This window comes from Gallaecimonas mangrovi (assembly GCF_003367375.1).
In the GTDB taxonomy this organism is placed as follows: Bacteria; Pseudomonadota; Gammaproteobacteria; order Enterobacterales; family Gallaecimonadaceae; genus Gallaecimonas; species Gallaecimonas mangrovi.
Window position 1 is genome coordinate 3,656,222 of sequence record NZ_CP031416.1, and the last position, 20,110, is coordinate 3,676,331.

The 20,110-nt window shown below is 51.6% G+C and carries 21 protein-coding genes and 1 pseudogene; 6 read left to right on the forward strand and 16 right to left on the reverse strand.

What is annotated here, in order from left to right:
* Window positions 1-41 precede the first annotated feature (41 nt).
* The 7 genes and pseudogenes from DW350_RS17270 to DW350_RS17300 form a co-directional block, all read right to left on the reverse strand.
* Window positions 42-1,430, reverse strand: coding sequence for an NAD-dependent succinate-semialdehyde dehydrogenase (locus DW350_RS17270; protein WP_115720131.1), 1,389 nt, complete (start codon window positions 1,428-1,430; stop codon window positions 42-44).
* 185 nt (window positions 1,431-1,615) lie between these two features.
* A complete protein-coding gene (locus DW350_RS17275; protein ID WP_115720132.1) occupies window positions 1,616-1,903 on the reverse strand; it encodes a DUF1330 domain-containing protein in 288 nt (95 codons plus the stop codon).
* Window positions 1,900-2,586, reverse strand: a complete 687-nt coding sequence (locus tag DW350_RS17280) for a type 1 glutamine amidotransferase domain-containing protein (protein ID WP_115720133.1) — start codon at window positions 2,584-2,586, stop codon at window positions 1,900-1,902. The genes DW350_RS17275 and DW350_RS17280 overlap by 4 nt, the downstream gene beginning before the upstream one ends.
* A 10-nt stretch (window positions 2,587-2,596) precedes the next feature.
* A complete protein-coding gene (gene curA / locus DW350_RS17285; RefSeq protein ID WP_115720134.1) occupies window positions 2,597-3,634 on the reverse strand; it encodes an NADPH-dependent curcumin/dihydrocurcumin reductase in 1,038 nt (345 codons plus the stop codon).
* A 90-nt stretch (window positions 3,635-3,724) separates the two neighbouring features.
* Entirely contained in the window at window positions 3,725-4,342 is a 618-nt protein-coding gene (locus DW350_RS17290) for a TetR/AcrR family transcriptional regulator (protein WP_336406959.1), read from the reverse strand.
* Window positions 4,343-4,424: 82 nt separating this feature from the next.
* Window positions 4,425-4,904, reverse strand: a complete 480-nt coding sequence (locus DW350_RS17295; RefSeq protein WP_115720679.1) for a DMT family transporter — start codon at window positions 4,902-4,904, stop codon at window positions 4,425-4,427.
* Between the two features lie 2 nt (window positions 4,905-4,906).
* A pseudogene (locus DW350_RS17300) lies at window positions 4,907-5,343 on the reverse strand (DMT family transporter).
* Window positions 5,344-5,459: 116 nt separating this feature from the next.
* Between DW350_RS17300 and DW350_RS17305 the strand changes: the two are divergent.
* Window positions 5,460-6,419, forward strand: a complete 960-nt coding sequence (locus DW350_RS17305) for a LysR family transcriptional regulator (RefSeq protein WP_115720135.1) — start codon at window positions 5,460-5,462, stop codon at window positions 6,417-6,419.
* Here DW350_RS17305 and DW350_RS17310 read toward each other — a convergent pair.
* From DW350_RS17310 to DW350_RS17330, 5 genes are all read right to left on the reverse strand, one after another.
* The gene (locus DW350_RS17310; RefSeq protein ID WP_192954728.1) at window positions 6,405-6,986 is read right to left on the reverse strand and encodes a nucleotidyltransferase family protein; all 582 of its coding nucleotides are present in this window, start codon (window positions 6,984-6,986) and stop codon (window positions 6,405-6,407) included. The two genes, DW350_RS17305 and DW350_RS17310, sit on opposite strands and share 15 nt — an antisense overlap.
* A 1-nt stretch (window position 6,987) precedes the next feature.
* Window positions 6,988-7,953 carry an XdhC family protein gene (locus DW350_RS17315; protein ID WP_115720137.1) on the reverse strand — a complete coding sequence of 322 codons (966 nt, stop codon included), beginning with the start codon at window positions 7,951-7,953 and terminating at the stop codon, window positions 6,988-6,990.
* Window positions 7,954-8,004: 51 nt separating this feature from the next.
* Window positions 8,005-9,345 carry a c-type cytochrome gene (locus DW350_RS17320; RefSeq protein ID WP_336407010.1) on the reverse strand — a complete coding sequence of 447 codons (1,341 nt, stop codon included), beginning with the start codon at window positions 9,343-9,345 and terminating at the stop codon, window positions 8,005-8,007.
* 98 nt (window positions 9,346-9,443) lie between these two features.
* Window positions 9,444-11,711, reverse strand: coding sequence for a xanthine dehydrogenase family protein molybdopterin-binding subunit (locus DW350_RS17325; protein ID WP_115720139.1), 2,268 nt, complete (start codon window positions 11,709-11,711; stop codon window positions 9,444-9,446).
* Entirely contained in the window at window positions 11,708-12,169 is a 462-nt protein-coding gene (locus DW350_RS17330) for a (2Fe-2S)-binding protein (protein ID WP_115720140.1), read from the reverse strand. Before DW350_RS17330 ends, DW350_RS17325 begins: the two co-directional genes overlap by 4 nt.
* 515 nt (window positions 12,170-12,684) lie before the next feature.
* Here DW350_RS17330 and DW350_RS17335 point away from each other — a divergent pair.
* The 4 genes from DW350_RS17335 (at window position 12,685) to DW350_RS17350 (ending at window position 16,085) form a co-directional block, all read left to right on the forward strand.
* Entirely contained in the window at window positions 12,685-13,914 is a 1,230-nt protein-coding gene (locus DW350_RS17335) for a tyrosine-type recombinase/integrase (protein WP_115720141.1), read from the forward strand.
* An 18-nt stretch (window positions 13,915-13,932) separates the two neighbouring features.
* Entirely contained in the window at window positions 13,933-14,919 is a 987-nt protein-coding gene (locus DW350_RS19470; RefSeq protein WP_152033008.1) for a hypothetical protein, read from the forward strand.
* Complete coding sequence (locus DW350_RS19880) at window positions 14,894-15,073, forward strand: helix-turn-helix transcriptional regulator (protein WP_226911453.1); 180 nt, start codon at window positions 14,894-14,896, stop codon at window positions 15,071-15,073. Before DW350_RS19470 ends, DW350_RS19880 begins: the two co-directional genes overlap by 26 nt.
* 442 nt (window positions 15,074-15,515) lie before the next feature.
* Window positions 15,516-16,085 (forward strand): YagK/YfjJ domain-containing protein, encoded by a 570-nt coding sequence (locus DW350_RS17350; protein WP_115720144.1) that lies wholly within the window; start codon window positions 15,516-15,518, stop codon window positions 16,083-16,085.
* Window positions 16,086-16,257: 172 nt separating this feature from the next.
* Here DW350_RS17350 and DW350_RS17355 read toward each other — a convergent pair whose 3' ends face one another.
* The 4 genes from DW350_RS17355 to prmA all read right to left on the reverse strand — a co-directional run bounded on the left by DW350_RS17355 (window position 16,258) and on the right by prmA (window position 19,691).
* On the reverse strand, window positions 16,258-16,893 hold the full coding sequence (locus DW350_RS17355; protein ID WP_192954730.1) for an OB-fold protein: 636 nt from the start codon (window positions 16,891-16,893) through the stop codon (window positions 16,258-16,260).
* Between the two features lie 492 nt (window positions 16,894-17,385).
* Window positions 17,386-17,667: a DNA-binding transcriptional regulator Fis gene (fis, locus tag DW350_RS17360; RefSeq protein ID WP_226911350.1), complete on the reverse strand. Its 282-nt coding sequence runs from the start codon at window positions 17,665-17,667 to the stop codon at window positions 17,386-17,388.
* 47 nt (window positions 17,668-17,714) lie between these two features.
* Window positions 17,715-18,677, reverse strand: coding sequence for a tRNA dihydrouridine synthase DusB (gene dusB / locus DW350_RS17365; protein ID WP_115720146.1), 963 nt, complete (start codon window positions 18,675-18,677; stop codon window positions 17,715-17,717).
* Window positions 18,678-18,815: 138 nt separating this feature from the next.
* Window positions 18,816-19,691, reverse strand: coding sequence for a 50S ribosomal protein L11 methyltransferase (gene prmA / locus DW350_RS17370; protein WP_115720147.1), 876 nt, complete (start codon window positions 19,689-19,691; stop codon window positions 18,816-18,818).
* A 131-nt stretch (window positions 19,692-19,822) separates the two neighbouring features.
* Between prmA and DW350_RS17375 the strand changes: the two genes are divergently transcribed.
* On the forward strand, window positions 19,823-20,056 hold the full coding sequence (locus tag DW350_RS17375) for an HP1242/YdcH family protein (protein WP_115720148.1): 234 nt from the start codon (window positions 19,823-19,825) through the stop codon (window positions 20,054-20,056).
* Window positions 20,057-20,110 lie beyond the last annotated feature (54 nt).

Genomic DNA, 20,110 nt, shown 5'->3' on the forward strand with positions numbered 1-20,110 from the left:
CTCCTTGTCATTAAAAAAGCGGCGCCGGGCGCCGCTTTTATTTAAACGCTAGCGCCGCTATCGACCACGGCAATCAGTTTTTGGTTAACAAATTCCTTAAGGCCAAGACCGGTTAATTCGCGGCCATAACCGGAGCGGCGAATACCGCCGAATGGCAAGTCAGCGCGGCTTTGGGTTGGATGATTCACAAACACCATGCCGCTAGATACCTTGGCCGCCACTGCACTGCCCCGTTCGATATCTTCGGTGTAAACAGAGCCACCAAGGCCGTAGGGCGAGTCGTTGGCAATACGCACTGCGTCGTCTTCGTTGCGGGCGCGAAAGAACATCGCTGCCGGGCCAAAGAACTCTTGGTAATAGGCGGGGTTTTCCGAGGTTACGTTACTGATAACCACCGGTTTAACGAAAGCGCCCTGGCTTGGCACCTCAATGCCGAGATCTTCAACCTTGGCCCCCTGCTGCTGCGCCGCTTCTATCTGCTGATAAAGGTTGTCGGCAGCCTCTTGAGATGACAGTGGTGACAAGGTTGTTGCCTCATCCATCGGGTCGCCCGCTTTAAGCTGCTGCGCCGCCTTTTGCTTGTACAGGGCCAGAAACGGGTCATAAACACTGTCGACCACAATAAAGCGTTTGGAGGCGGTACATACTTGCCCGGCATTACTGTTGCGGCCAGACACCGCAAGCTCTGCAGCCCGCTCCAGATCAGCGTCTTCAAGCACAATAAAGGCGTCACTGCCGCCAAGCTCCAAGGTGGATTTTTTTAAGGCTTCGCCCGCTTGAGCGGCCACTTTGGCACCCGCCGCTTCTGAACCGGTAAGGGCAACCCCTTGCACCCGTGGGTCGTTAATCAGGGTATGGATTTGCGCTTTGCTGGCATAAAGATTTTGAAAGCCGCCAAGGGGTAAGCCGGCATCCAGCAATAGCTGCTCAAAGGCGCCGGCGCACTGCGGCACAATAGAGGCGTGCTTAAGAATGACGCTGTTACCGATTGCAATTTGCGGCGCGGCAATACGGGCTACCTGATAAAAGGGGAAATTCCATGGCTCCACTGCCAGTACGGTGCCGATAGGCTCGTTAACCACCTTGGCTTTAATGCCGTCTTCGCGCAGCACTTCTTGGCTACTGAGCTGTTGCTGGGCGTGCTCGGCGTAATACTCAAAAATATCAGCACAGATAGCCAGTTCGGCTTTGGCTTCACTAATGCGCTTGCCCATTTCCAGGGTAATAAGTTCAGCATAATGCTGGGCGCGCTCACGCAGCAGGTCGCAGGCTTTTTTTAGCACTTTGCTGCGCTCAGCGATGGGTGTTTCATGCCACGCATTAAAGGCGTTGTCGGCACTGGCAAGCGCCTTGCTAACCTCTTGGTCTGAGGCTTCAGGAAAGGTTTTCAGTTGCTCACCGGTATAAGGATTTGTCGTTGCATAGGCCATAAATAGCTCCTTATGGGTGGATGAATATGCCCTATTCACCCTAAGGGGCTGGCCACAGATTTGAAGGATAGCGCCGGTATTGTTTATCTGCCGGTAAGAAAGGTGACTAAACAGCATGGCAATTCAGGGGGTATAACCCATAAAAAAGCCGGCATTATTGCCGGCTTTTTTTATCGCGGCGAAGGCTAAACGCCTTCGGCCAACAGCACCCGGTAATCGCCACCTTTTAAGCGATGACGGCGGGCATCGGTATAAGCCGGGCTGTCGTACCAGGCGCGGGCGGCGGCCATATCTGGGAACTCCAGCACCACCACTCCCTCGGCCTCGGGGCCTTCCAGCGCCGTCACATCGCCATAAAACACTAAGGGTTTGAGCGGGTGTTCGCCTCTGGCCGCGCTGGCTTTCTCGGCATAAATCGCCATTTCACTGGCGTCTTTTTCGGCGTCTTTGATGAAAATAACGTAAGCGCTCACTGACTTTTCTCCACCAGGGATAACAAGGCTTTGGCGGTATCTGCTGATGACGCCGGGTTTTGGCCAGTCACCAAAATACCGTCTGTTAACACATACGGGGCCCAGTCATCACCTTTGCTGTATTGCCCGCCATTGGCTTTAAGCATGTCTTCCACCAAAAACGGTACCACATCGGTTAGGCCAACGGCCGCTTCTTCGGTATTGGAAAAACCTGTTACCGCTTTACCCTTCACTAATGGCTGGCCATCGGCCGCTTGGGTGTGGCGAAAAATACCGGGAGCGTGGCACACCGCTGCCAGCGGCCGACCGGCGGCCAGGGTTGCTTCAATCAGGGCAATGGAGTGCTTATCTTCGGCCAAGTCCCACAGCGGCCCATGGCCACCCGGGTAAAACACCGCATCAAAGTCATCAACCTTTATGTCGCTTAATTTGACGGTACTGGCCAGGGCGGCCTTGGCTTGAGTGTCGTTTTGAAAACGGCGGGTGTCGTCGGTTTGCGCGTCGGCGTCGTCACTTTTGGGGTCTAGCGGCGGTTGGCCACCTTTGGGAGACGCCAGGGTGATATTGGCACCGGCATCTTTAAATACATAATAAGGGGCAGCCAGTTCTTCTAGCCAAAAGCCGGTTTTATGGCCGGTGTCGCCCAGTTGGTCGTGAGAGGTTAATACCATTAATACGTTCATCTTTACTTCCTTACTGGTCGTTGCCGACACGGATAACAAGCTTGCCGAAATAGTGGCCTTTTAATAGCCCATTCAAAGCATCGGGCGCGGTTTCAAGACCGTCTTGAATGTGTTCCCGGTAGTGAATTTGCCCACTCCCAAGCCACTGGCTCATGTCTTGATAGAACTCACCGAAGCGATGGCCGTAGTCATCAAAAATGATGAAGCCGCGCATGGTGATACGTTTTTTCAAAATGGTGCTCACCAGCAGTGGCAGGCGGTCGGGGCCATCGGGCAATGCCGTGGCGTTGTATTGCGCCACCACACCGCAAACCGGCACCCGCGCACCGGTGTTAAGCAGTGGCAACACCGCATCAAACACCTTGCCGCCAACGTTTTCATAGTAAACATCAATGCCGTTGCCACAGGCGGCTGCCAATTGCTCGGCAAAATCAGGCGCTTTATGGTCAATGCAGTGATCAAAGCCTAGGTTTTCAACAGCATAGCGGCACTTCTCGGCGCCACCGGCCACACCAACCACCTTTAGGCCCTTAAGCTTGCCAATTTGGCCAACGGTTGCCCCCACCGGGCCAGTGGCGGCAGCAACCACCAAGGTTTCCCCCGCTTGTGGCTTGCCGATATCTAAAAGGCCCATGTAAGCGGTAAAGCCGGGCATACCCAACACGCCTAACGCGTAAGAAGGGTGCGAAGGGGCGCTGCCCAGGTTGGTGAGGCCGCTACCGTCTGACAGCGCGTAGTCTTGCCAGCCGTGGTAGCTCAGCACCCAGTCACCAACCTTAAAGTCGGGGTGTTTTGAGGCCATAACCCGGCTTACCGTGCCGCCCACCATTACCTCACCAATGGCCACCGGCGGGGCGTAAGAGGGCGCGTCGCTCATGCGCCCGCGCATGTAAGGGTCTAAAGACAAATAAACTGTGCGCAGCAACAACTCGCCGTCATTGACCTTGGGAATAGCCGTTTCTTCCAAGCGAAAGTTATCTCTAGAGGGCTCGCCATGGGGGCGAGACGCCAGCAGCCACTTGCGGTTTACGGTGTTCGATTGCGCCATGGTGTTCTCCTTGGTCGGTATACATGCAGACAATTAGACCAGTCGTCTAGTTGCAGTGTAAATAAAAGGGCCGCTCTGCAGCCCTGCTGTTTAATCTTCGCTCATTAGCCTTTTGGTGGCGGCCAAGGCAGATTCCAACGGCGCCTTGGTTTGGGTGACTTTCGCCAGCATGCTGGCGCCAAGCCACATCTGATACAAGGCGCTTGCCAGCTCCTCGGGAGCCACCGTCTTACTGATGTCGCCTTGTGATTGCGCCAAGGCAATCTCGCCGGTCAACCTTGCCAGTAATTGCGCTGTGCCTTGCTCTAAGACCTGGCGCATATCTTCTGAAAGGTCGCTCACTTCAGCGCCCAGCTTCACCACCAAGCAGCGACTGTGCAGATCGCTACCAGCCTGGGTGTCTACCCAGCGCTGCCAGTAATCCATTAACCTTGAAACCGCCGTGCCATTGGGATTGCTCAGCAGCTCATTAAGCCCGGCCATGTAATGGCTGAAATAACGCTCAAGCAGCGCCACACCAAAGGCTTCCTTGGAGGCAAAATAGTGGTAGAACGAACCCTTGGGCACATCGGCGGCCTTTAACAGTTCATTCAAGCCAACAGCGGAAAAGCCGCGCTGCCCCATGATGCCTTGAGCGGTATCGAGGATATGGGCTTTTACGTCACGTTCGGAATGGGCCATGTTCATGGCGCTATTGTAAACAGCCACTAGACCAATCGTCTAGTCCTGATTTTAAGGTAATAAACAATCAGTCTAATGGGTATTCAAAAGAAGCCCTTGTGGGCCCCTTTTAGGCTCTATCAGCTTGTTGCTGGCTAAGGGCTTCGTCCTTTTCGTTACTGAGGTAAATAAACCACAGTGCGATAGCCAAGCAGATAGCGGCCAGCAAACGGTTTAAGGAAAAGGGAATGGCGTCATTGTGCAGCCAGCCAAAAGTATCAATCAGAATCGACATGGCAAGTTGGCCCAAAATAACCGCCACCGTGGCAACAGCGGTGCCGATACGCTGCACCGCAAACACCATGGTCAGCACGTATATCAGCCCTAAAAACGACCCGGTAAGCTGCCACTTAGGCACATCAAATAGTGTTACCGAGTGGGCCGGTTCAAAGAATAGTACCAACAGGCCGCTAACCACGGTGCCCACCAAGAATGTCAAAAAAGTGGTACGCAATAGCCCTTGGCTTTGGGCCAAGCCGCCGTTCACTGCGGCCTGAATACTGAGCAAGGCACCGCCGACAATGCTTAATAAAATCATCACTAACAGCAGCATTATTTACCTCCGGCAATCAACATAAGGGCGGCCGCTACAAAAACCAGCGCCACCAGGCGGTAGCGATTAATGGGTCTTTTGCTGGCACCGAACAGGCCAAAGTGGTCAATCAAAACACTTTTGGCCACTTGCCCGGTGAGGATGCCGGTCATGGTAAGGGCAACACCGATCACCGGCGTAACCAGGGTTAAAATAACCACGTAGCCCGGCCCTAATATGCCCCCCGTCAGCTGCCAGGCCGGGGCTTTGCTCAGCGCCGGCGTGTCCGCTTTTCCCCACAGCAATACCATTAAAAACGACAACGCCGCTTCTACCGCAAACAAGCAGAAAGTGGCCCAGTAATGGCCAACTTGTTCGCCCAGGGGCCCAAAATGCCAGCCTCAACCGACAACCCCATGCCAGCGATGATCACCAGCACAATCGATAACAGTTTCATTGTTGTTGCTAGCCATTTAGCAAAAATAAGGGGGCTAGTTTAAAGACTGATGATTTTGCTAAAAACAGGAAGGTAAGCATAATTGCTGTGCAAATATTGCATAAAAAGCAGGGGTTATGACCGTTAATACCAAAGCCATGCAGCTCTATGTTGCCACTCTTGAGCTGGGCAATTTTTCAGAAGTTGCCCGCCGTGAAGGCGTATCACCGTCGTCGGTGTCTCGCATCGTGCAGCAATTAGAAACGGAGCTGGGCACCCAGCTTTTGTATCGCAACACCCGGGCGGTTGAAGCAACCGAGGCGGGCAAACTTTATGCGCAAGCCTTTCGGCAGATGCTAGCCACCCTCGATGAAACCCAGCAGCGGTTACTGGAACGGGAAGCAGAGCCAGGCGGCCTGGTGCGCATTAATGCGCCGGTAGCTTTTGGTAATAAACACATAGTGCCTTGGCTGCCAGCACTTTACCGCCGCTACCCGGCCCTGCAAGTGGAGTTGGTGCAAACCGATGATTTCATCAACCCAATGACCGATGCGGCAGATTTGTTATTTCGCATCGGCCCGCTGCAAGACTCCGGGCTGCACATGCGCCTTATCGACCGGCCACAATATAGCTTTGCGGCTAGCACCGATTACCTAAGCCGATACGCAGCGCCACAAACACCAGAGCAACTCTACAACCACAACTGCCTGGTTTATAAAGGGAAGATGGGCCTACAAAAGGCCTATTTTAGCCGCCCGGGCCAACCGGTTGAGATGCACAGTTTTAGTGGCAGTTTGCGGTCCAACAACGCTGATACCTTGGTGCAAGCCGCTTTAGATGGTTTGGGTATTGTGATGATGCCCGACTGGCAGATTGGCAGCTATATCAACCAAGGGCACTTAATACCGTTACTGACTGACCACCACATTGCCCCCCTTCAGCAGCAGCAAGTGATTGCCATGCTCTACCCTAAAACCCGCTATTTACCGGCGGCGATTAGGGCAGTGATTGATTTTTTTGCCGAAAAGTATGGCGAGCCGCCCTACTGGAAATTTGCCGGCCAAACGCTAATGAGCGGCGACCTAGCATCGCGCTAATGCTTGTTGTAAATCCTCTTGGCTGTCGATATCCACGCTTGCATTAGCAAGCGAAACCGCAATAACCGACTGCCGGTTTTGCTGCAATAGTTCACGGGCACCGCCGGTGCTGGATAACGCACAAAGCGCCGGGAAAAAAGTGGCGGGGAAGATAGCGGGCACCCCAAGCTGTGGCGGGTGTTCAGTGGCAACCGGATGCACACCGTCAAAGGCGGCAAGCAACTGGCCGTAATCCTCAGCCGTCAGGGCAACCTGGTCACAAAGGCCAATCATAACCCCGTGGTACCGTCCGTCTTCGGTAAGGGCCTTTACCCCTACCGCAATAGAGCTGCCCATCCCTAAAGACCAGTTGCCGTTAAAAACCACCGGCACCTCGCGGGCAACAGAGGCAGCAATGTCGTTATAAAAGGCGCCCAGCACCACCAGCGGCGGCGCGCCTAATGCTTGTTGCATGCGGTCAATGGCGCGATTTAGCAGGGTTTGGCCAGCGACTTGCGCCAGTTGTTTACGGCCGCCAAAGCGGCGACTAACACCAGCGGCCAAGATTAAACCTGCTACGTCAGCCACCTCAGCCCCCCGCTTTAAAAAGGGCCGCGTGAATGCCCGACAGAATTGAAAGGGCGATGCTTTCTGGCAGCTGGCCACCAATATCAAGTCCCGCCGGGCTCGATACCACAAACGGCAGCTCCGATGCCTGCAAGCCGGCGTGCTCCAGCACCTTGGCAAAGCGGTGGCGCGGGCCAAGAGCGGCTAAATAACGAATGGCCGTTTGGGGCAGTAATGCCAGTGCATTACCGTCGATGGCAATGCTGTGCGCCATCAACACCACTGCATCCACTTTTTGCTCGGTGATATAGCGAACAGCGGTGTTGTCCAATTGCCGCAATAACTTCACCTCGGCAGGAAAGTGCTCAGGGCGGCCGTTGGCAGGGCGCGGATCTAACAGCGACACCGCCCAGCCCATGTCGACCGCTAACCGTGCCAGCGGCCTAGCATCAATGCCGCCGCCCACCAGTAAAACATGGGGTTCAGGAGTGATAGGGGTAATCAGCCAGTCGCCATCGGCGCGCGTTTCAAGCCAGGCGGCCCCCTGGCGGGCATTGCTGCCTGCGATAAATTCGCCAACATTTGCCGCCATTTTCTGGCAATAAAAACCACTTTGCCGTTGGCCAAGGGCTTGGCGCACGGCCTCCAAGCCTAGGTCGTTATCCGCCAGCAACGGCTGCAACATAATGTGCACCTTGCCCCCACAGCCAATTCCCAGCTGAAAAGACAAGTCGTCCTCGTCACTGCCGTCATACACCCATGTTGTGGCTTGGCCACTTAGCATCACCTTGCGGGCTTTAACAACAATGTCGGCTTCCAGGCAGCCACCACTGAGTAATCCAAAGTGCTCACCCTGGCCATTTATCAGCATCATGGCGCCTGCCTTTCGATAGGCGGAGCCCTCGGTTTTAAACACCGTACCAAGTACCCAATCTTGGCTTTTTTGGCGGTGCCAAGCGGCGAGCAGCGCTGATAACTGGTTAGTCATCCCTGACCTCGGCGAGCCGCTTGCGCATTATCAGCATGATTGTGTTCATCACTAGCGCATCTGCAGAATGATGAGGTCGATACTGGCCGGGTTGGTGTGCTCACGCAGGGCTTTCACTTCGCCAGCACTTACCTTACCGCCGCTATTGCCCCAACTAGAGCGCACAAAGGTGAGCAATTTAGCCAGTTGCGCATCATTTAGCTGCCCACGGTACGGTGGCATCCGGTATGCGTCGGGCAAGCCGCCAGCGCCCACCCGGCCAGAGCCATTGAGCACCACATTAATGGCTGAGTCCGGGGCGGCAATTAACATGGAGGTGGCCCCCGCTAACGGCGGGATCCATGGCTTTTTACCGCGACCATCAAGGCCATGGCAAAAGCCGCATTTCTCGGCGTAATGCTGGGCACCGGCCACCTGGCCTCTATTGGCCGCGGTGAGCGCTTGTTGAGTGCTGTTGTCGTACTGCCAGGGCTTGTCGTCTTGCTCAGGGTTGGCGGGTAGCGATTTTAAATACGTGGCGATAGCGCGAAGGTCGTCATCGCTCATAAATTGCGTGGAGTTATTAAAAGCGTCGGTCATAGAGCCAAACACCACGGCATGGTCGTTGCGGCCGGTTTTCAGGAACTGATAAATATCTTGCTCACTCCAGCGCCCTAAGCCGCGATTAGGGTCGTTACGCAGGCTCGGTGCGTACCAGCCGTCGAGCAACGCTCCGGAAAGGTAGCGGTTGCTAGTTTCGTCCAGGGCTTTTTCGTTCATCGCTACGCCACGCGGGGTGTGGCAGCTGCCGCAATGGCCAGGGCCTTGTACCAAATAAGCGCCGCGGTTCCATTGCGCGCTTTTACCGCTGGTGGGCGTAAAGGCTTTACCGTCGGTAAAGAGCAGGTTCCACCAAGCCAGGGGCCAGCGCATATTCATTGGCCATGAGATCTCACTGGCTTTATTGGCTTGTGTTACCGGTTTTACGCCATGCATAAAGTAGGCGTACAGGGCTTTGATATCGTCATCTGACAATTTTTGGTAAGACGGGTAAGGCATGGCCGGGTACAAATGATGGCCATCTTTCGCCACACCATGGCGCACGGCACGGTCGAAATCACTCAAGCTGTACTGGCCAATACCGGTGGCGCTGTCCGGGGTGATATTGGTGGTATAAATCGCCCCCAGTGGCGTCCCCATTTTTAAGCCGCCACTGAAGGGTTTGCTGTCAGCTGTACTGTGGCAGGCAACGCAGTCGCCGAGCCGTGCCACATATTCACCACGGTCAATCCAAGCTTGGCTATTAAGCGGCGCCGCGTCACTGCTTTTAAAAGGGGAAGCGGGCTGCCGAACGTTAAGCCAAACAGACCCAAGCAGGCCAATAATGACAACGGCCACGATAGCAATAAGCACTTTTTTCAACGGACACTCCGTTTATCAATAAGGGGCGCAGGCCAAAACCCTACGCCGGGTACATCCCTTTACCGGCTCGCCTGTACGCAAGCGGCCCATTAGCTTTCAAAGCGATGATTTTTTAGTGGCATGCTGCGAATGCGTTTGCCAATCAACGCCGACACCGCATTCGCTACTGCCGGCGGTACCGCCGGTAAACCGGGTTCGCCAATGCCGCCCATCGGCGCGCCACTTTCCACTATCTGCACATGCACCTTTGGCATGCGTGAGGGCGGCAAAATGGGGTAAAGATCGTAGTTACGCGCCAGTGGTTCGCCGTTGTTGTAAACCACCTCTTCAAGCAGCACCTGTGATAGCCCCAGGGCCGAGGCCGACTGCACCTGCGCTTCGATAATGGCGGGGTTAACAATGCTGCCAGGGTCAATGGCTTCCCAAACATCGTGTACCACGACTTGGCCATTACGGATTGAGACCTCGGCCATGGCCGCAGCATGGCTGCCAAAAGGAGATGCCATAGCGATGCCGCGGGCCCGCAGGCTGCCATCAGCAGCGGTAAAAGGCCCCCGCTTCCAGCCTCCGGCCAGCGCGACAACAGCGTTAAGCAGATTTGTCAGGCGGGTATTGCCTTTTAAGAGATGCAAACGCAGCTGATAAGGGTCTTGGCCGCCTTTATCGGCTAGCTCGTCAAGAAAGCACTCATAAAGGAAGTCGTTCATGGAATTACCCACCGACCGCCAATAGGCCAACATGGTGGGGTTTTTCACAAATTGCTGGGCAATGCGCTTGTTGGGAATGTGGTAGGCCTTACCGGTGAGGCCTTCAAGTGCACTTGCATCCAGTGCTTTAGGGTCGTGATGGTTGCGAATGCCTTCCGCTGGCCCTTCACAGGCGCTGATGGCCTCTAGGGCAATGGGCATACCCTTTTCATCCAGGCCCCCGCGAAACCGCACCGCCGCCATGGGCCGCAATGGGTCTCGTAAAAATTCCTCTTCACGGCTCCAAATCAACTTAATGGGCCGACCAACCGCCTTGGCCAAAGCGATAGCCTGCGGGTAAGGGTTGGCAGACGGATAGAGGAAGTGGCGGCCAAAAAACCCGCCCAACAGCGGCGAGTGAATGTTCACTTGCTGCGGCGAAAGGCCCGCCACTTTGGCAATTTGCGCCTGAAACATCTCTGGCGCCTGGTTGGGCAACCAAATGTCTAAGCTACCGTCTTTATTAAAGCGTGCCAGAGAAGATGGCGGTTCCAGCTGGCCATGGTGCAAATACTGGCTGTGATAGGTGGCTTCAACCTGGGTTGCCGCCTTGGCTAGCGCGTCACTCACATTACCTTCGGCTTCAGCCGTAATGCCCGGCCCCGAGGTACTGGCAAGCGCTTTAGCAAAGTCCGCCGTTGAGAAATCGTCTGGCATCGCCCTGATGCTGGCATCGGTTTTGACGCTCGGCATAACCCAATCGACTTGCAAGGCATCCACCGCTTGCTTGGCATGCCACCAGCGCTGGGCTACCACCGCCACCGCGCCAGGCAAGCGGTGAACCGAATGCACGCCCTTCATCGCCTTGACGGTGGCTTCGTTACTGATAGAACCAATATCAAGCCCCAAACGCGGCGCGTGCTTAACGGCCGCATGGAGCATGCCTTCTACTTTGCAATCAATGGCATAAATGGCTTTGCCGGTGGATTTCTCGTAAACATCCAACCGTTTAACCGGTTTGCCTATCCAGCGAAAGGTACTGGGATCACGCAGGGTAACGGTGCTGGGGTCTGGCACCGGTAAGTCCAAGGCATTTTTCGCAAGCTCGCCATAAGTGAGGGATCTGCCCGAGGCAGCGTGCAGCACCTTGCCCGGTTCGGTGCTGAGTTCTGTTATCGGCACAGCAAAGCGCTGAGCCGCTGCCGTTAGCAGCATTTGCCGAGCCAAAGCGCCAAGTTTTCGCATGGTCGAGTAGCTGGTGCGCACCGACATACTGCCACCGGTGATACGCATTTTGCCGTTAATCACCTGAAAATCGTGCCCTGCGGGTGCATTACTGACTAAAAAGCTTTTCGGGTCGGCATCCAGTTCTTCCCCGACAATTTGCGCCATGGCGGTGAAAACCCCCTGGCCACCTTCGACAAAGGGACTGAGCAAACGGATGAGGTTATCTTCCCTTATCTCCAAAAAAGCCGGAACCCGCGTGCCGGGCGCCATCTCTTTTGTCGCTTGCTGCGCCCTGGCAGTGCCGACCGGCAAGCCAAAGCCCAGAACCAAAGCCCCCACCGTGACGCCAGCAGAGCTTAATAAAAAGCGCCGCCGCGAGATATTAACCGGCTCGGCATTAGGCAGCGGTTCTTGCTGAAAAAGATACGATTCCAGAGGGCTCACTTGGCACCTTCCTTAGTCCCCGCCAGGTCAGTCATGGCGGCGTTGATGGCGTTATAGGTGCCGCAGCGACAGAGGTTAATCATGACGGCCGCGATTTCCTCTTGGCTAGGGTGCGGGTTTTCCTTTAGCAGCGCCGTTGCCGCCATCACCTGCCCCGACTGGCAATAGCCACATTGTGGCGCTTGATGTTCTACCCATTTCTCGACAACCCGTTTGCCAACCGCGTCGGCTTCAATGGCTTCAATGGTGGTGATTTTGCGGTTTACCACGCTGTCGACCGGCGTGACGCAAGAGCGCATGACTTTGCCATCAACCAATACCGAGCAGGCGCCACATTGCGCTAGGCCGCAGCCATATTTGGTACCAGTAAGACCAAGGTCATCCCTTATCACCCACAGCAGTGGCGTGTCGCCATCGGCATCCACTTCATGGGTTTGGTTATTGATATCCAGTTTCATATGGCCCTCTTTGCATGAATGACAGGCAGCGAAGATGTGGCAGATTAGTTGGCTGCGCGCGCGAAAATTTAGGGGTTATGGTGGTTAACGCTGAACGGTGTCCAATGACCTACTTAGCATAGCGTGGGGCAAAGCCCGCCACGTTTTTGCCCATTACAGTAGCTCTAGCAAAAGGCATTGTCTTTGGTCAAATGTTCATCAGCGTTATGAGTCAAACTCAACAATCACTGCGGTGAAGGGAAAAAGATAAAGCAAACGGAGCGGTAAATGGCGAGGTCAGACAGAAAAAAAGCCTCACCGCGCTAGCGATAAGGCTTTGTTTTTATTTCACTAACTGACTATTAATCAGTTCATGCCGTATTTTTTTAAACTTTGCCTTTCCATGTTACAGGTTGCTCAAAAAAAGGAGAACATAGCCAATAATATCATTCAGTTACAAAAAGGTTCAGTGCTATTTTGTTCATCGTTGTTTAGCGTTAAACTCGACATAACGTGTACCTAGACGTGTACCTTTCATGGCGATAAACAAGCTTAACGATAGGCGTTTGAAGGCCCTAGTAAATGAGCCTCACCAAAAGCAGCGTAGTTACAGTGATGGCAACGGCTTATCTATTCGTGTGACCCCCACAGGGGCCGAACCACCTAACCACTTGCAGTGGCGTTACCGCTACCGTATCGCAGACAAACAGCTAGCTTTAGTGTTGGGTAAATATCCAGATCTACCACTGGCCTCAGCACGACAACAGTTAGACCAATGCCGCAGGTGGCTCGCCGAAGGCAAAGACCCCAAGAACGAAAGAGCGGTAGCCCGCAATGAGTCCTTAGCTCCGCTGACAGTGGAAGCCGCACTTGAAGAGTGGCTAAGTAAATACGCCAACGACAAGCGACGCAACGCCACCAAGCACCGCCAGCAGTTCAACAAGTGGATCTTACCTACGGTAGGTCACCTGCCACTAGCGCAAGTCAGTAAACCTCTTTGGCTTGCCTGTTTTGAAAAGCACGCGACTCAATACCCTGTAGCAGCAGGCTATGTGTTGCAAAACCTCAAGCAAGCGCTCATGTACTGTCGCAAGCGCGGCTATGAAGTCCCGCAAGATGTCTTTGAACTGGATTTAGATACCATCGGTGGTAAGCGGCAAGCGAAGCGCTCAAGAAGGTTGGTCACAGAATCAAGCTGGGATGAATTAGCCGACTTAGTGAAGTGGCTAGACGAAGGTAAAATGCCGCCTTATTACCAAGCATTGCTTACAGTTCTGGTCACTTTTGGTTGCCGAACCCAGGAAATACGGCTATCCGAGAAACAAGAATGGGACTTTGAGCAGCTGATTTGGACTGTGCCGCCGGAACACAATAAAGGCAGCGCAAAGGACCAACAAAAAGGCGACAGCGGCGAAATATTGCGCCCCATCCCCAAACAACTTGTGCCATGGCTAGAGGCTCTGGCCGCTACTAGCCCTAATGACTATCTGCTGGGCGAACTCAAACAAGACGCAGCGGTTAGTCAGTGGGGACGTACCATCTATCAAAAGCTAGGTCATAAAGTGCCATGGCGACTACACGATATTAGACGCAGCGTCGCCACTGGGATGAATGAATTAGGCATAGCTCCTCACATCGTCGAACAGCTACTTGGCCATGCAATCCAAGGAGTCGCTGGCATTTACAATCGCAGCCAACGTCTACCAGAGAAAAAATTAGCGCTAGAGAAATGGCTAACGCAATTGGAATTTTTGAGGAAAAACTAATAAATCAAAGGAAAGCTTATGAGCATAGAGTTAGATGCCGAAAACATTTCTAAAAAAATTATTGACCGACTTCTCAGCCAAAAAAGTTTGTCAGAGGCTCATGGTAAAGCAGCTCAAGCAAGTTACATTAACGATCTAATAGATTGTCACTCTTCAAAAAGTCGCCGTACTTTAAAAGATCTTAAGATTAGGCTTGAAGAAGAACTAAAACATATCTTTTTAGGACTGGAACACCTTGGGTTTGGTCTGGAAAAAATTTCACGGGAAAGCAGAAAGGAGTCAAGTACGGATGCACTTTACGCCGCCAGACAAGCCCTGCTTGAATTCGATAAAGATGACCCGAATTTAGATTTTTCTGCATGTCGAATAAAGGAATCCTTGTCTAAAGGAATGAGGTCGATGAATGTTCAACGTGATGAATGGTTAGAAATATCACATCACTACCTTAAATCTAAAGATGAAAAATATCTTCTAGCGCTTAAAATTAAAACATGTCAGATATTTCATCTTTTAAAAGAAAGCTCTCCCAGACAGAGCGAGAATAAATTAATAAAATCATTAAACGCTATGTGTGCAGCCTTACTTCGAGAAGCCTCACTTCGAAAAGAAGAATTCTCTTGTAAACCTAAAAAATCCCACGTCGATAAGTTTACAAAACTTGTATTGATGGAAGTTTATTCAGCTAAAGGATCAATGATTGGTGAAGACAGCATTGATAGAAAATACAGACGCTACATAACAGTCCAAGAAGAAAGAAACAACAGGGGTACTACTTCTTCAGCAAGTATCACATTGCTATTAGGTGACAAAAAGCACGTAGCTCCTCCACCTTGTGCCTACCTAGATGTGACCCTATCTGCACTAAAAAATTTATCTAAAATCGAGTTTGTCCAGAAACGAAAGGCTCTGTGCGGGCAACATTGTCCCTATGAAACAACAAGGGACAAACCCAATGAAAATGGTACATCAACCAACACGAATGCTAACCCAAAAGGAAGTATGTGAATCTTTAGGTGTAAGCCGCACTTGGCTATACAACGCTGAAAAACAAGGCATCTACCCGAAAGGAGTAAGACTGACAAAACGCTGTGTCAGATTCAGAGCTGACCTCCACGAAGCCTATTTGGAAGGTAAAAAAGGGGCCTCACATGAGGAGTGAAGTCCTACCGAACGAACTGCAAGGTATTACCGGGAAACTAAAGAAGATGCTACTCCTTGTATGGAAAAACCCAGGCATTAAAACACATGAGGTTAATGAAGTACTCCGCGATAGCAATAATAGACACATGGCAGTGCAGCACCTTCGTCAACACCTTTCTAGAGTTGGTTGGTCCTTGAGTCTTAAGCCAGTCAACGGAAAAAATCGAAGCCATGCTTGGTATATAGAGAAGAAATAAAAACTTATTAGTGGCCACTAATAGAACTGAGTAATTGCACCAGTTAACAACATTGAACAAAAAGTCTGGCTTTACTACCTTCTCACAACATTTTATTTCAGTATCGGTCGATAACTGTCAGCTCCAATGCTGATAGTGACCGCTCACATCAAACTAGGTAATTAAATATTATTCAATTTTAATGAATCTGGGAGTGTATAGGGCATGAAAATCATAAAGAGTAATATCATTCTGATTGGACAATATTCTTTTAAAATATATCCAGAGCGACAGGGTAGCATAAAAGAAATTTTAACATCCATAATGGGTCAACTTGAAGCGATGCAATCCTGGCATTCAAAATCCCATGTACTTAGATTTGACCTACATGTTCCTGTTTATTCTCCCAAAAACATCCAGATTAAAATTTTTTTTCAACGATTAGTAAAGAGGATACAACGAGAATATGACTTAATGCGGGTTGGTTATGGATGGGCTAGAGAGATCAGCCAAGCAGAAAAACTACATTACCATTGTTTTCTGATATTAAATGGGCATCAAGTAAGGCACCCTCATAACATCCAAAGCTCGATCCAAGAATGCTGGCAAGGCCTTGTTGATAACGGGTCATATCACTGGCCGTTGCGTAGCTACTACAACCTTCATCGTGGTGACACCCTTGAGCTTGCAGACGCTTTCTTTAGACTTAGCTATTTGGCTAAAGTGAAAAGCAAAGAGCTGAATGAAAAAAAAGTGAAGGTTTATGGCATGAGTCGGATTAAAAAACGTTTTTAATGCTACTAATATTTTGGAATTTTCAAAAAATACCCGGACACCTTAGAGCGAAAAATTTAATTCATAGAAAACTATGAGTTTGGACTTCTTCAATGTTATGAATAATCTCATGGCAACCATCCACTCCGAAATAAATGGTTGCCAAAAGAAAAAATGACACATTAGATTGGCATTACTTAATAACGCAATCTTTCGCAAGAACGTTCATCATCAACCCATCAATTCTACACACAATGGTAAGCCGTTGACCCTTCCTTAACTGGCCTAGTTGGTTGTTCATGGAGTCATCAAAAAATGCTTGAACTTCTGGGACTTCAAAACTAGCACCAGTACCTAAAGTGACGTAAAGATTATCTAAAATATCTTTTTTTATGCTGGTTACAATACCTGTAGTTTTAACAAGGTGATTTTTGTACTTATTATCCGCACCGACTTCATTAGCCTGATAGTCATTTAGTATCTCACCTATGTTCACTTGTAATACTTCTTCTGCTTTTGCAGGACTGGAATCAGCTGTTGTCGTGGTAGAGGAGGAGGAGGAATAGGAAGTCCTATTATCTTGATTAGCAACAATGACAAGAGAAATAATTAGCCAAGCAAAGGAAATTATTCGTGCCTTTTTGGTGTAGCCAGAACGTAACGTAAACCATGAGAAAATTAATGGAATTAGAAAAATCCCGATGCGAAGAGGAATGCTTACTGGCCTACTTTGATGGGCTTCCGTTTTACTTGGTTTGCCGCAATTAGGGCAAGCTGGCGCAGAGTCAGACATTTCCTTTTGGCAGTCTGGGCAGTTAATCATTGGCATTTTTGCTCCTTTCATATCCAATGTGCTGTATTCAAAAATTATTCTTGATCCGGCATTTACCAATGACAGAAGAAGTGAATGCGTTGTGTCATTCTCAGTTAGAGGTAATCGACTAGCAATCCTGAGACTCACAAGAGAACCCTTTAGCTCTCCCTCGATTGTTGTGATGTAGAAACGGGGAAGCCCACCTGAAACACTTCACAGCCAACAAAGCCTCAGTTCCTCTAACCTCAAAGTTGTAGCCTAGGTAAATCCCAGCATTAATAAAAACACATTTCCCTCACTTGCCTCATCAGACCAGTAAAAACTCCATGTTAGTCCGAATAGACACAGAACTTTTCTACCGAAGGTGGCATTAGTATTGGCACAACAGCCAACCCAGCTTTTAGCTGTGGCATATCAACCTGAGTCCCTATACGTGTACTAAATAACAAAAAAGCCTCACCGCGCTAGCGATAAGGCTTTGTTTTTATTGCATTAAATGACTATTAATCAGTTCATGCCGTATTTTTTTAATTTTTTACGCAGGGTGCCACGGTTGATGCCCAGCATGTTAGCGGCTTTGGTTTGGTTGCCGCGGGTGTAGGTCATCACTACATCCAGCAGGGGGGCTTCAACTTCACTCAATACCATCTCATACAGCTCGGTTACTTCCTGGCCATCCAGTTGCGAGAAGTAGTTCTGGAGCGCTTGACGTACGGAATTACGCAGGGGCTGTGAGTCGCCGGTCTTGGGGCTCACGGCAGTCAGAGACTTAGAAACATCAGTCGTCATGTTGGAGTCAAACATAGTCTTAACGCTCTTGGTTGTTATCTTGGACACTACAATGAACGGAAATAGTGCTCGAGGGCATCGAGTTGCACCTGAGCTTCCGTCAACGCATTAAAAGTTCGGCGAAACTCGCCTTCTTTATCTTGAGACGCCAGATACCAGCCCACATGCTTGCGGGCGATCTGAACGCCTTTAAACTCGCCGTAAAACCCGTGCAGGGCCTCAACATGTTCACGAAGAACCCTGGCTTGCTCTTCAAGACGCGGGGCTGGCAAATGCCGCCCTGTCTCAAGGAAATGGGCCACTTCTCGGAACAGCCAAGGCTTACCCTGGGCACCGCGGCCAATCATGATGGCGTCGGCGCCGGTGTGTTTTAACACCCACTGCGCTTTTTCGGCACTGGTAATGTCGCCATTGGCGACCACCGGTATATCAACGGCCTTCTTGATGGCTCTAATGGTGTCGAACTCTGCCTGCCCTTTAAAAAGGCAAGCGCGGGTTCGCCCATGTACGGCCAGAGACTGAATGCCGCAGCGCTGGGCCAACTTAGCGATGGCGACACCGTTACGGTTATCCGGATCCCAGCCGGTACGGATCTTCAAAGTGACCGGTACCGCAACAGCGGACACCACGGCTTTGAGGATCTCTTCTACCCGTTCAGGAAATTGCAGCAACGCAGAGCCTGCGAGCTTTTTATTTACCTTTTTGGCAGGGCAACCCATGTTGATATCGATCACTTGGGCACCACTTTCCACATTGAAAAGTGCCGCCTGCGCCATCAGTTGCGGCTCAGACCCTGCTATTTGCACCGCCCTTAAGCCCGATCCATCGTCATGAACCATACGCAGCCGGGATTTTTCCGACTGCCAGACATCAGGGTTGGCAGACAGCATTTCTGACACCGCCAGACCGGCTCCCATCTTCAGGCAAAGCTTACGGAAGGGCTGATCCGTAACCCCGGCCATCGGGGCCAGGATAAGTGGAACATCCAATTTGTAAGAACCGATTTGCATGAGCCTGGGAAGCCAGTAGCACAGGGCCGCGTAGTTTACGCATTTCTGCCCTGTCTGAAAAGGTCAGAAATTGACCGAATGCATTTTTTTGTCATCTAGCTGGCAAAATCGTCATTAAGTAACGGTTTTGGCTTGCTTTCAGAATTTCTTACCGGCAACCCGGCACCATTCTTCCCGTTCCACGATGGGGTCCATCTGGCACTGCTCGCCATAGAAAGCCGATAAGGCGGGCGCTTGGCTTTCCAAAATGCCGGAAAGGGCAATAACGCCGCCCGGCTTGAGATAGCCCAAAATGATGTCACGCAGCTCATGCAGTGGCCCGGCCAGAATATTGGCCACCACCACATCGGCTTGCAGGCCAATGGGCTGATCTTTAGGGAGGTACAGCTCTAACTGCTCTGCCACATCATTGCGTGTGGCATTGGCCAAACTGGCTTCAATGGCTTGCGGGTCAATATCAACCCCCACCACTCGCTTTGCCCCCAGCTTAAGGGCGGCAATGGCTAAAATGCCGGAGCCACAGCCAAAATCCACCACGGTTTTACCGCTAAGGTCTTGGCCGTCGAGCCATTCCAAACAAAGGGCGGTGGTGGCATGGGTGCCGGTACCAAAGGCCAGGCCAGGGTCTAGGCGCACGTTAACTGCACTGGGGTCCGGCACGTCTAGCCAGGTTGGGCAGATCCACAGCCGCTTGCCAAATTGCATGGGGTGGAAGTTGTCCATCCAGGCCCGTTCCCAGTCTTTGTCTTCCAGCACTTCAATCTTGATAGGTGTGTCTTCACCCAGCAGGGTTTTAATCAGTGCCTTGGCGCCTGAGGTGTCAGCGTCGGCGGTAAACAGCGCCATCAAGTCGGTATCGCCCCAAAGACGGGTTTCACCTGGCAGTGGTTCGAACACCGGGGTGTCCTTGGCATCCATAAAGGTAATGGACAAGGCACCTTGTTCCATTAATAAATCCCCAAGCTTTTCGGCAAGCTGGGCATTGGTATTGGTTCTGACCTGGATCCAGGACATGCGATTCTCCCATTGGCGCGGAACGCGTAAGTCTATCATGGGTCATACTGAGTGAGGCCGGTCTGTGCAGCGGGAAATTAGCGTCGTTGCCAGAGCGGCTTTTCATTCACATCCTGAGGAGGAATCTGAAGATGTCGGACAACCACAGCCTTTACCGCGAGTTTCCCAACCACATTGACCGTATTCAGCAATTAAAATCTGACCAACCCGATTTTGCCCGCACCGCCGCCGAATATCACAAACTAGACCACCAGATACGTGGGCTACAGATGCGAAACCAGCCGGTTGATGACCACACCATGAAAGGTATGAAAATGAAAAGAGCTCAGCTCAAAGACGAGCTCTACCATTGGCTCGTCCGTTAGTCTTTTCCTCTTGTACTTTCGCCCTGGTTGCACCAGGGCGCTTTCCCAAGCATC

Excerpts from the sequence above, each read along its gene's own strand:
- DW350_RS19880 (WP_226911453.1), top strand. The coding sequence starts at position 14,894 with ATGCTAACCCAAAAGGAAGTATGTGAATCTTTAGGTGTAAGCCGCACT.
- DW350_RS17355 (WP_192954730.1), bottom strand. The coding sequence starts at position 16,893 with ATGCCAATGATTAACTGCCCAGACTGCCAAAAGGAAATGTCTGACTCT.
- DW350_RS17270 (WP_115720131.1), bottom strand. The coding sequence starts at position 1,430 with ATGGCCTATGCAACGACAAATCCTTATACCGGTGAGCAACTGAAAACC.
- prmA (WP_115720147.1), bottom strand. The coding sequence starts at position 19,691 with ATGTCCTGGATCCAGGTCAGAACCAATACCAATGCCCAGCTTGCCGAA.
- dusB (WP_115720146.1), bottom strand. The coding sequence starts at position 18,677 with ATGCAAATCGGTTCTTACAAATTGGATGTTCCACTTATCCTGGCCCCG.
- curA (WP_115720134.1), bottom strand. The coding sequence starts at position 3,634 with ATGGCGCAATCGAACACCGTAAACCGCAAGTGGCTGCTGGCGTCTCGC.
- DW350_RS19470 (WP_152033008.1), top strand. The coding sequence starts at position 13,933 with ATGAGCATAGAGTTAGATGCCGAAAACATTTCTAAAAAAATTATTGAC.
- DW350_RS17335 (WP_115720141.1), top strand. The coding sequence starts at position 12,685 with ATGGCGATAAACAAGCTTAACGATAGGCGTTTGAAGGCCCTAGTAAAT.
- DW350_RS17280 (WP_115720133.1), bottom strand. The coding sequence starts at position 2,586 with ATGAACGTATTAATGGTATTAACCTCTCACGACCAACTGGGCGACACC.
- DW350_RS17375 (WP_115720148.1), top strand. The coding sequence starts at position 19,823 with ATGTCGGACAACCACAGCCTTTACCGCGAGTTTCCCAACCACATTGAC.
- DW350_RS17315 (WP_115720137.1), bottom strand. The coding sequence starts at position 7,953 with ATGACTAACCAGTTATCAGCGCTGCTCGCCGCTTGGCACCGCCAAAAA.
- DW350_RS17305 (WP_115720135.1), top strand. The coding sequence starts at position 5,460 with ATGACCGTTAATACCAAAGCCATGCAGCTCTATGTTGCCACTCTTGAG.
- DW350_RS17350 (WP_115720144.1), top strand. The coding sequence starts at position 15,516 with ATGAAAATCATAAAGAGTAATATCATTCTGATTGGACAATATTCTTTT.
- fis (WP_226911350.1), bottom strand. The coding sequence starts at position 17,667 with ATGACGACTGATGTTTCTAAGTCTCTGACTGCCGTGAGCCCCAAGACC.
- DW350_RS17330 (WP_115720140.1), bottom strand. The coding sequence starts at position 12,169 with ATGAAACTGGATATCAATAACCAAACCCATGAAGTGGATGCCGATGGC.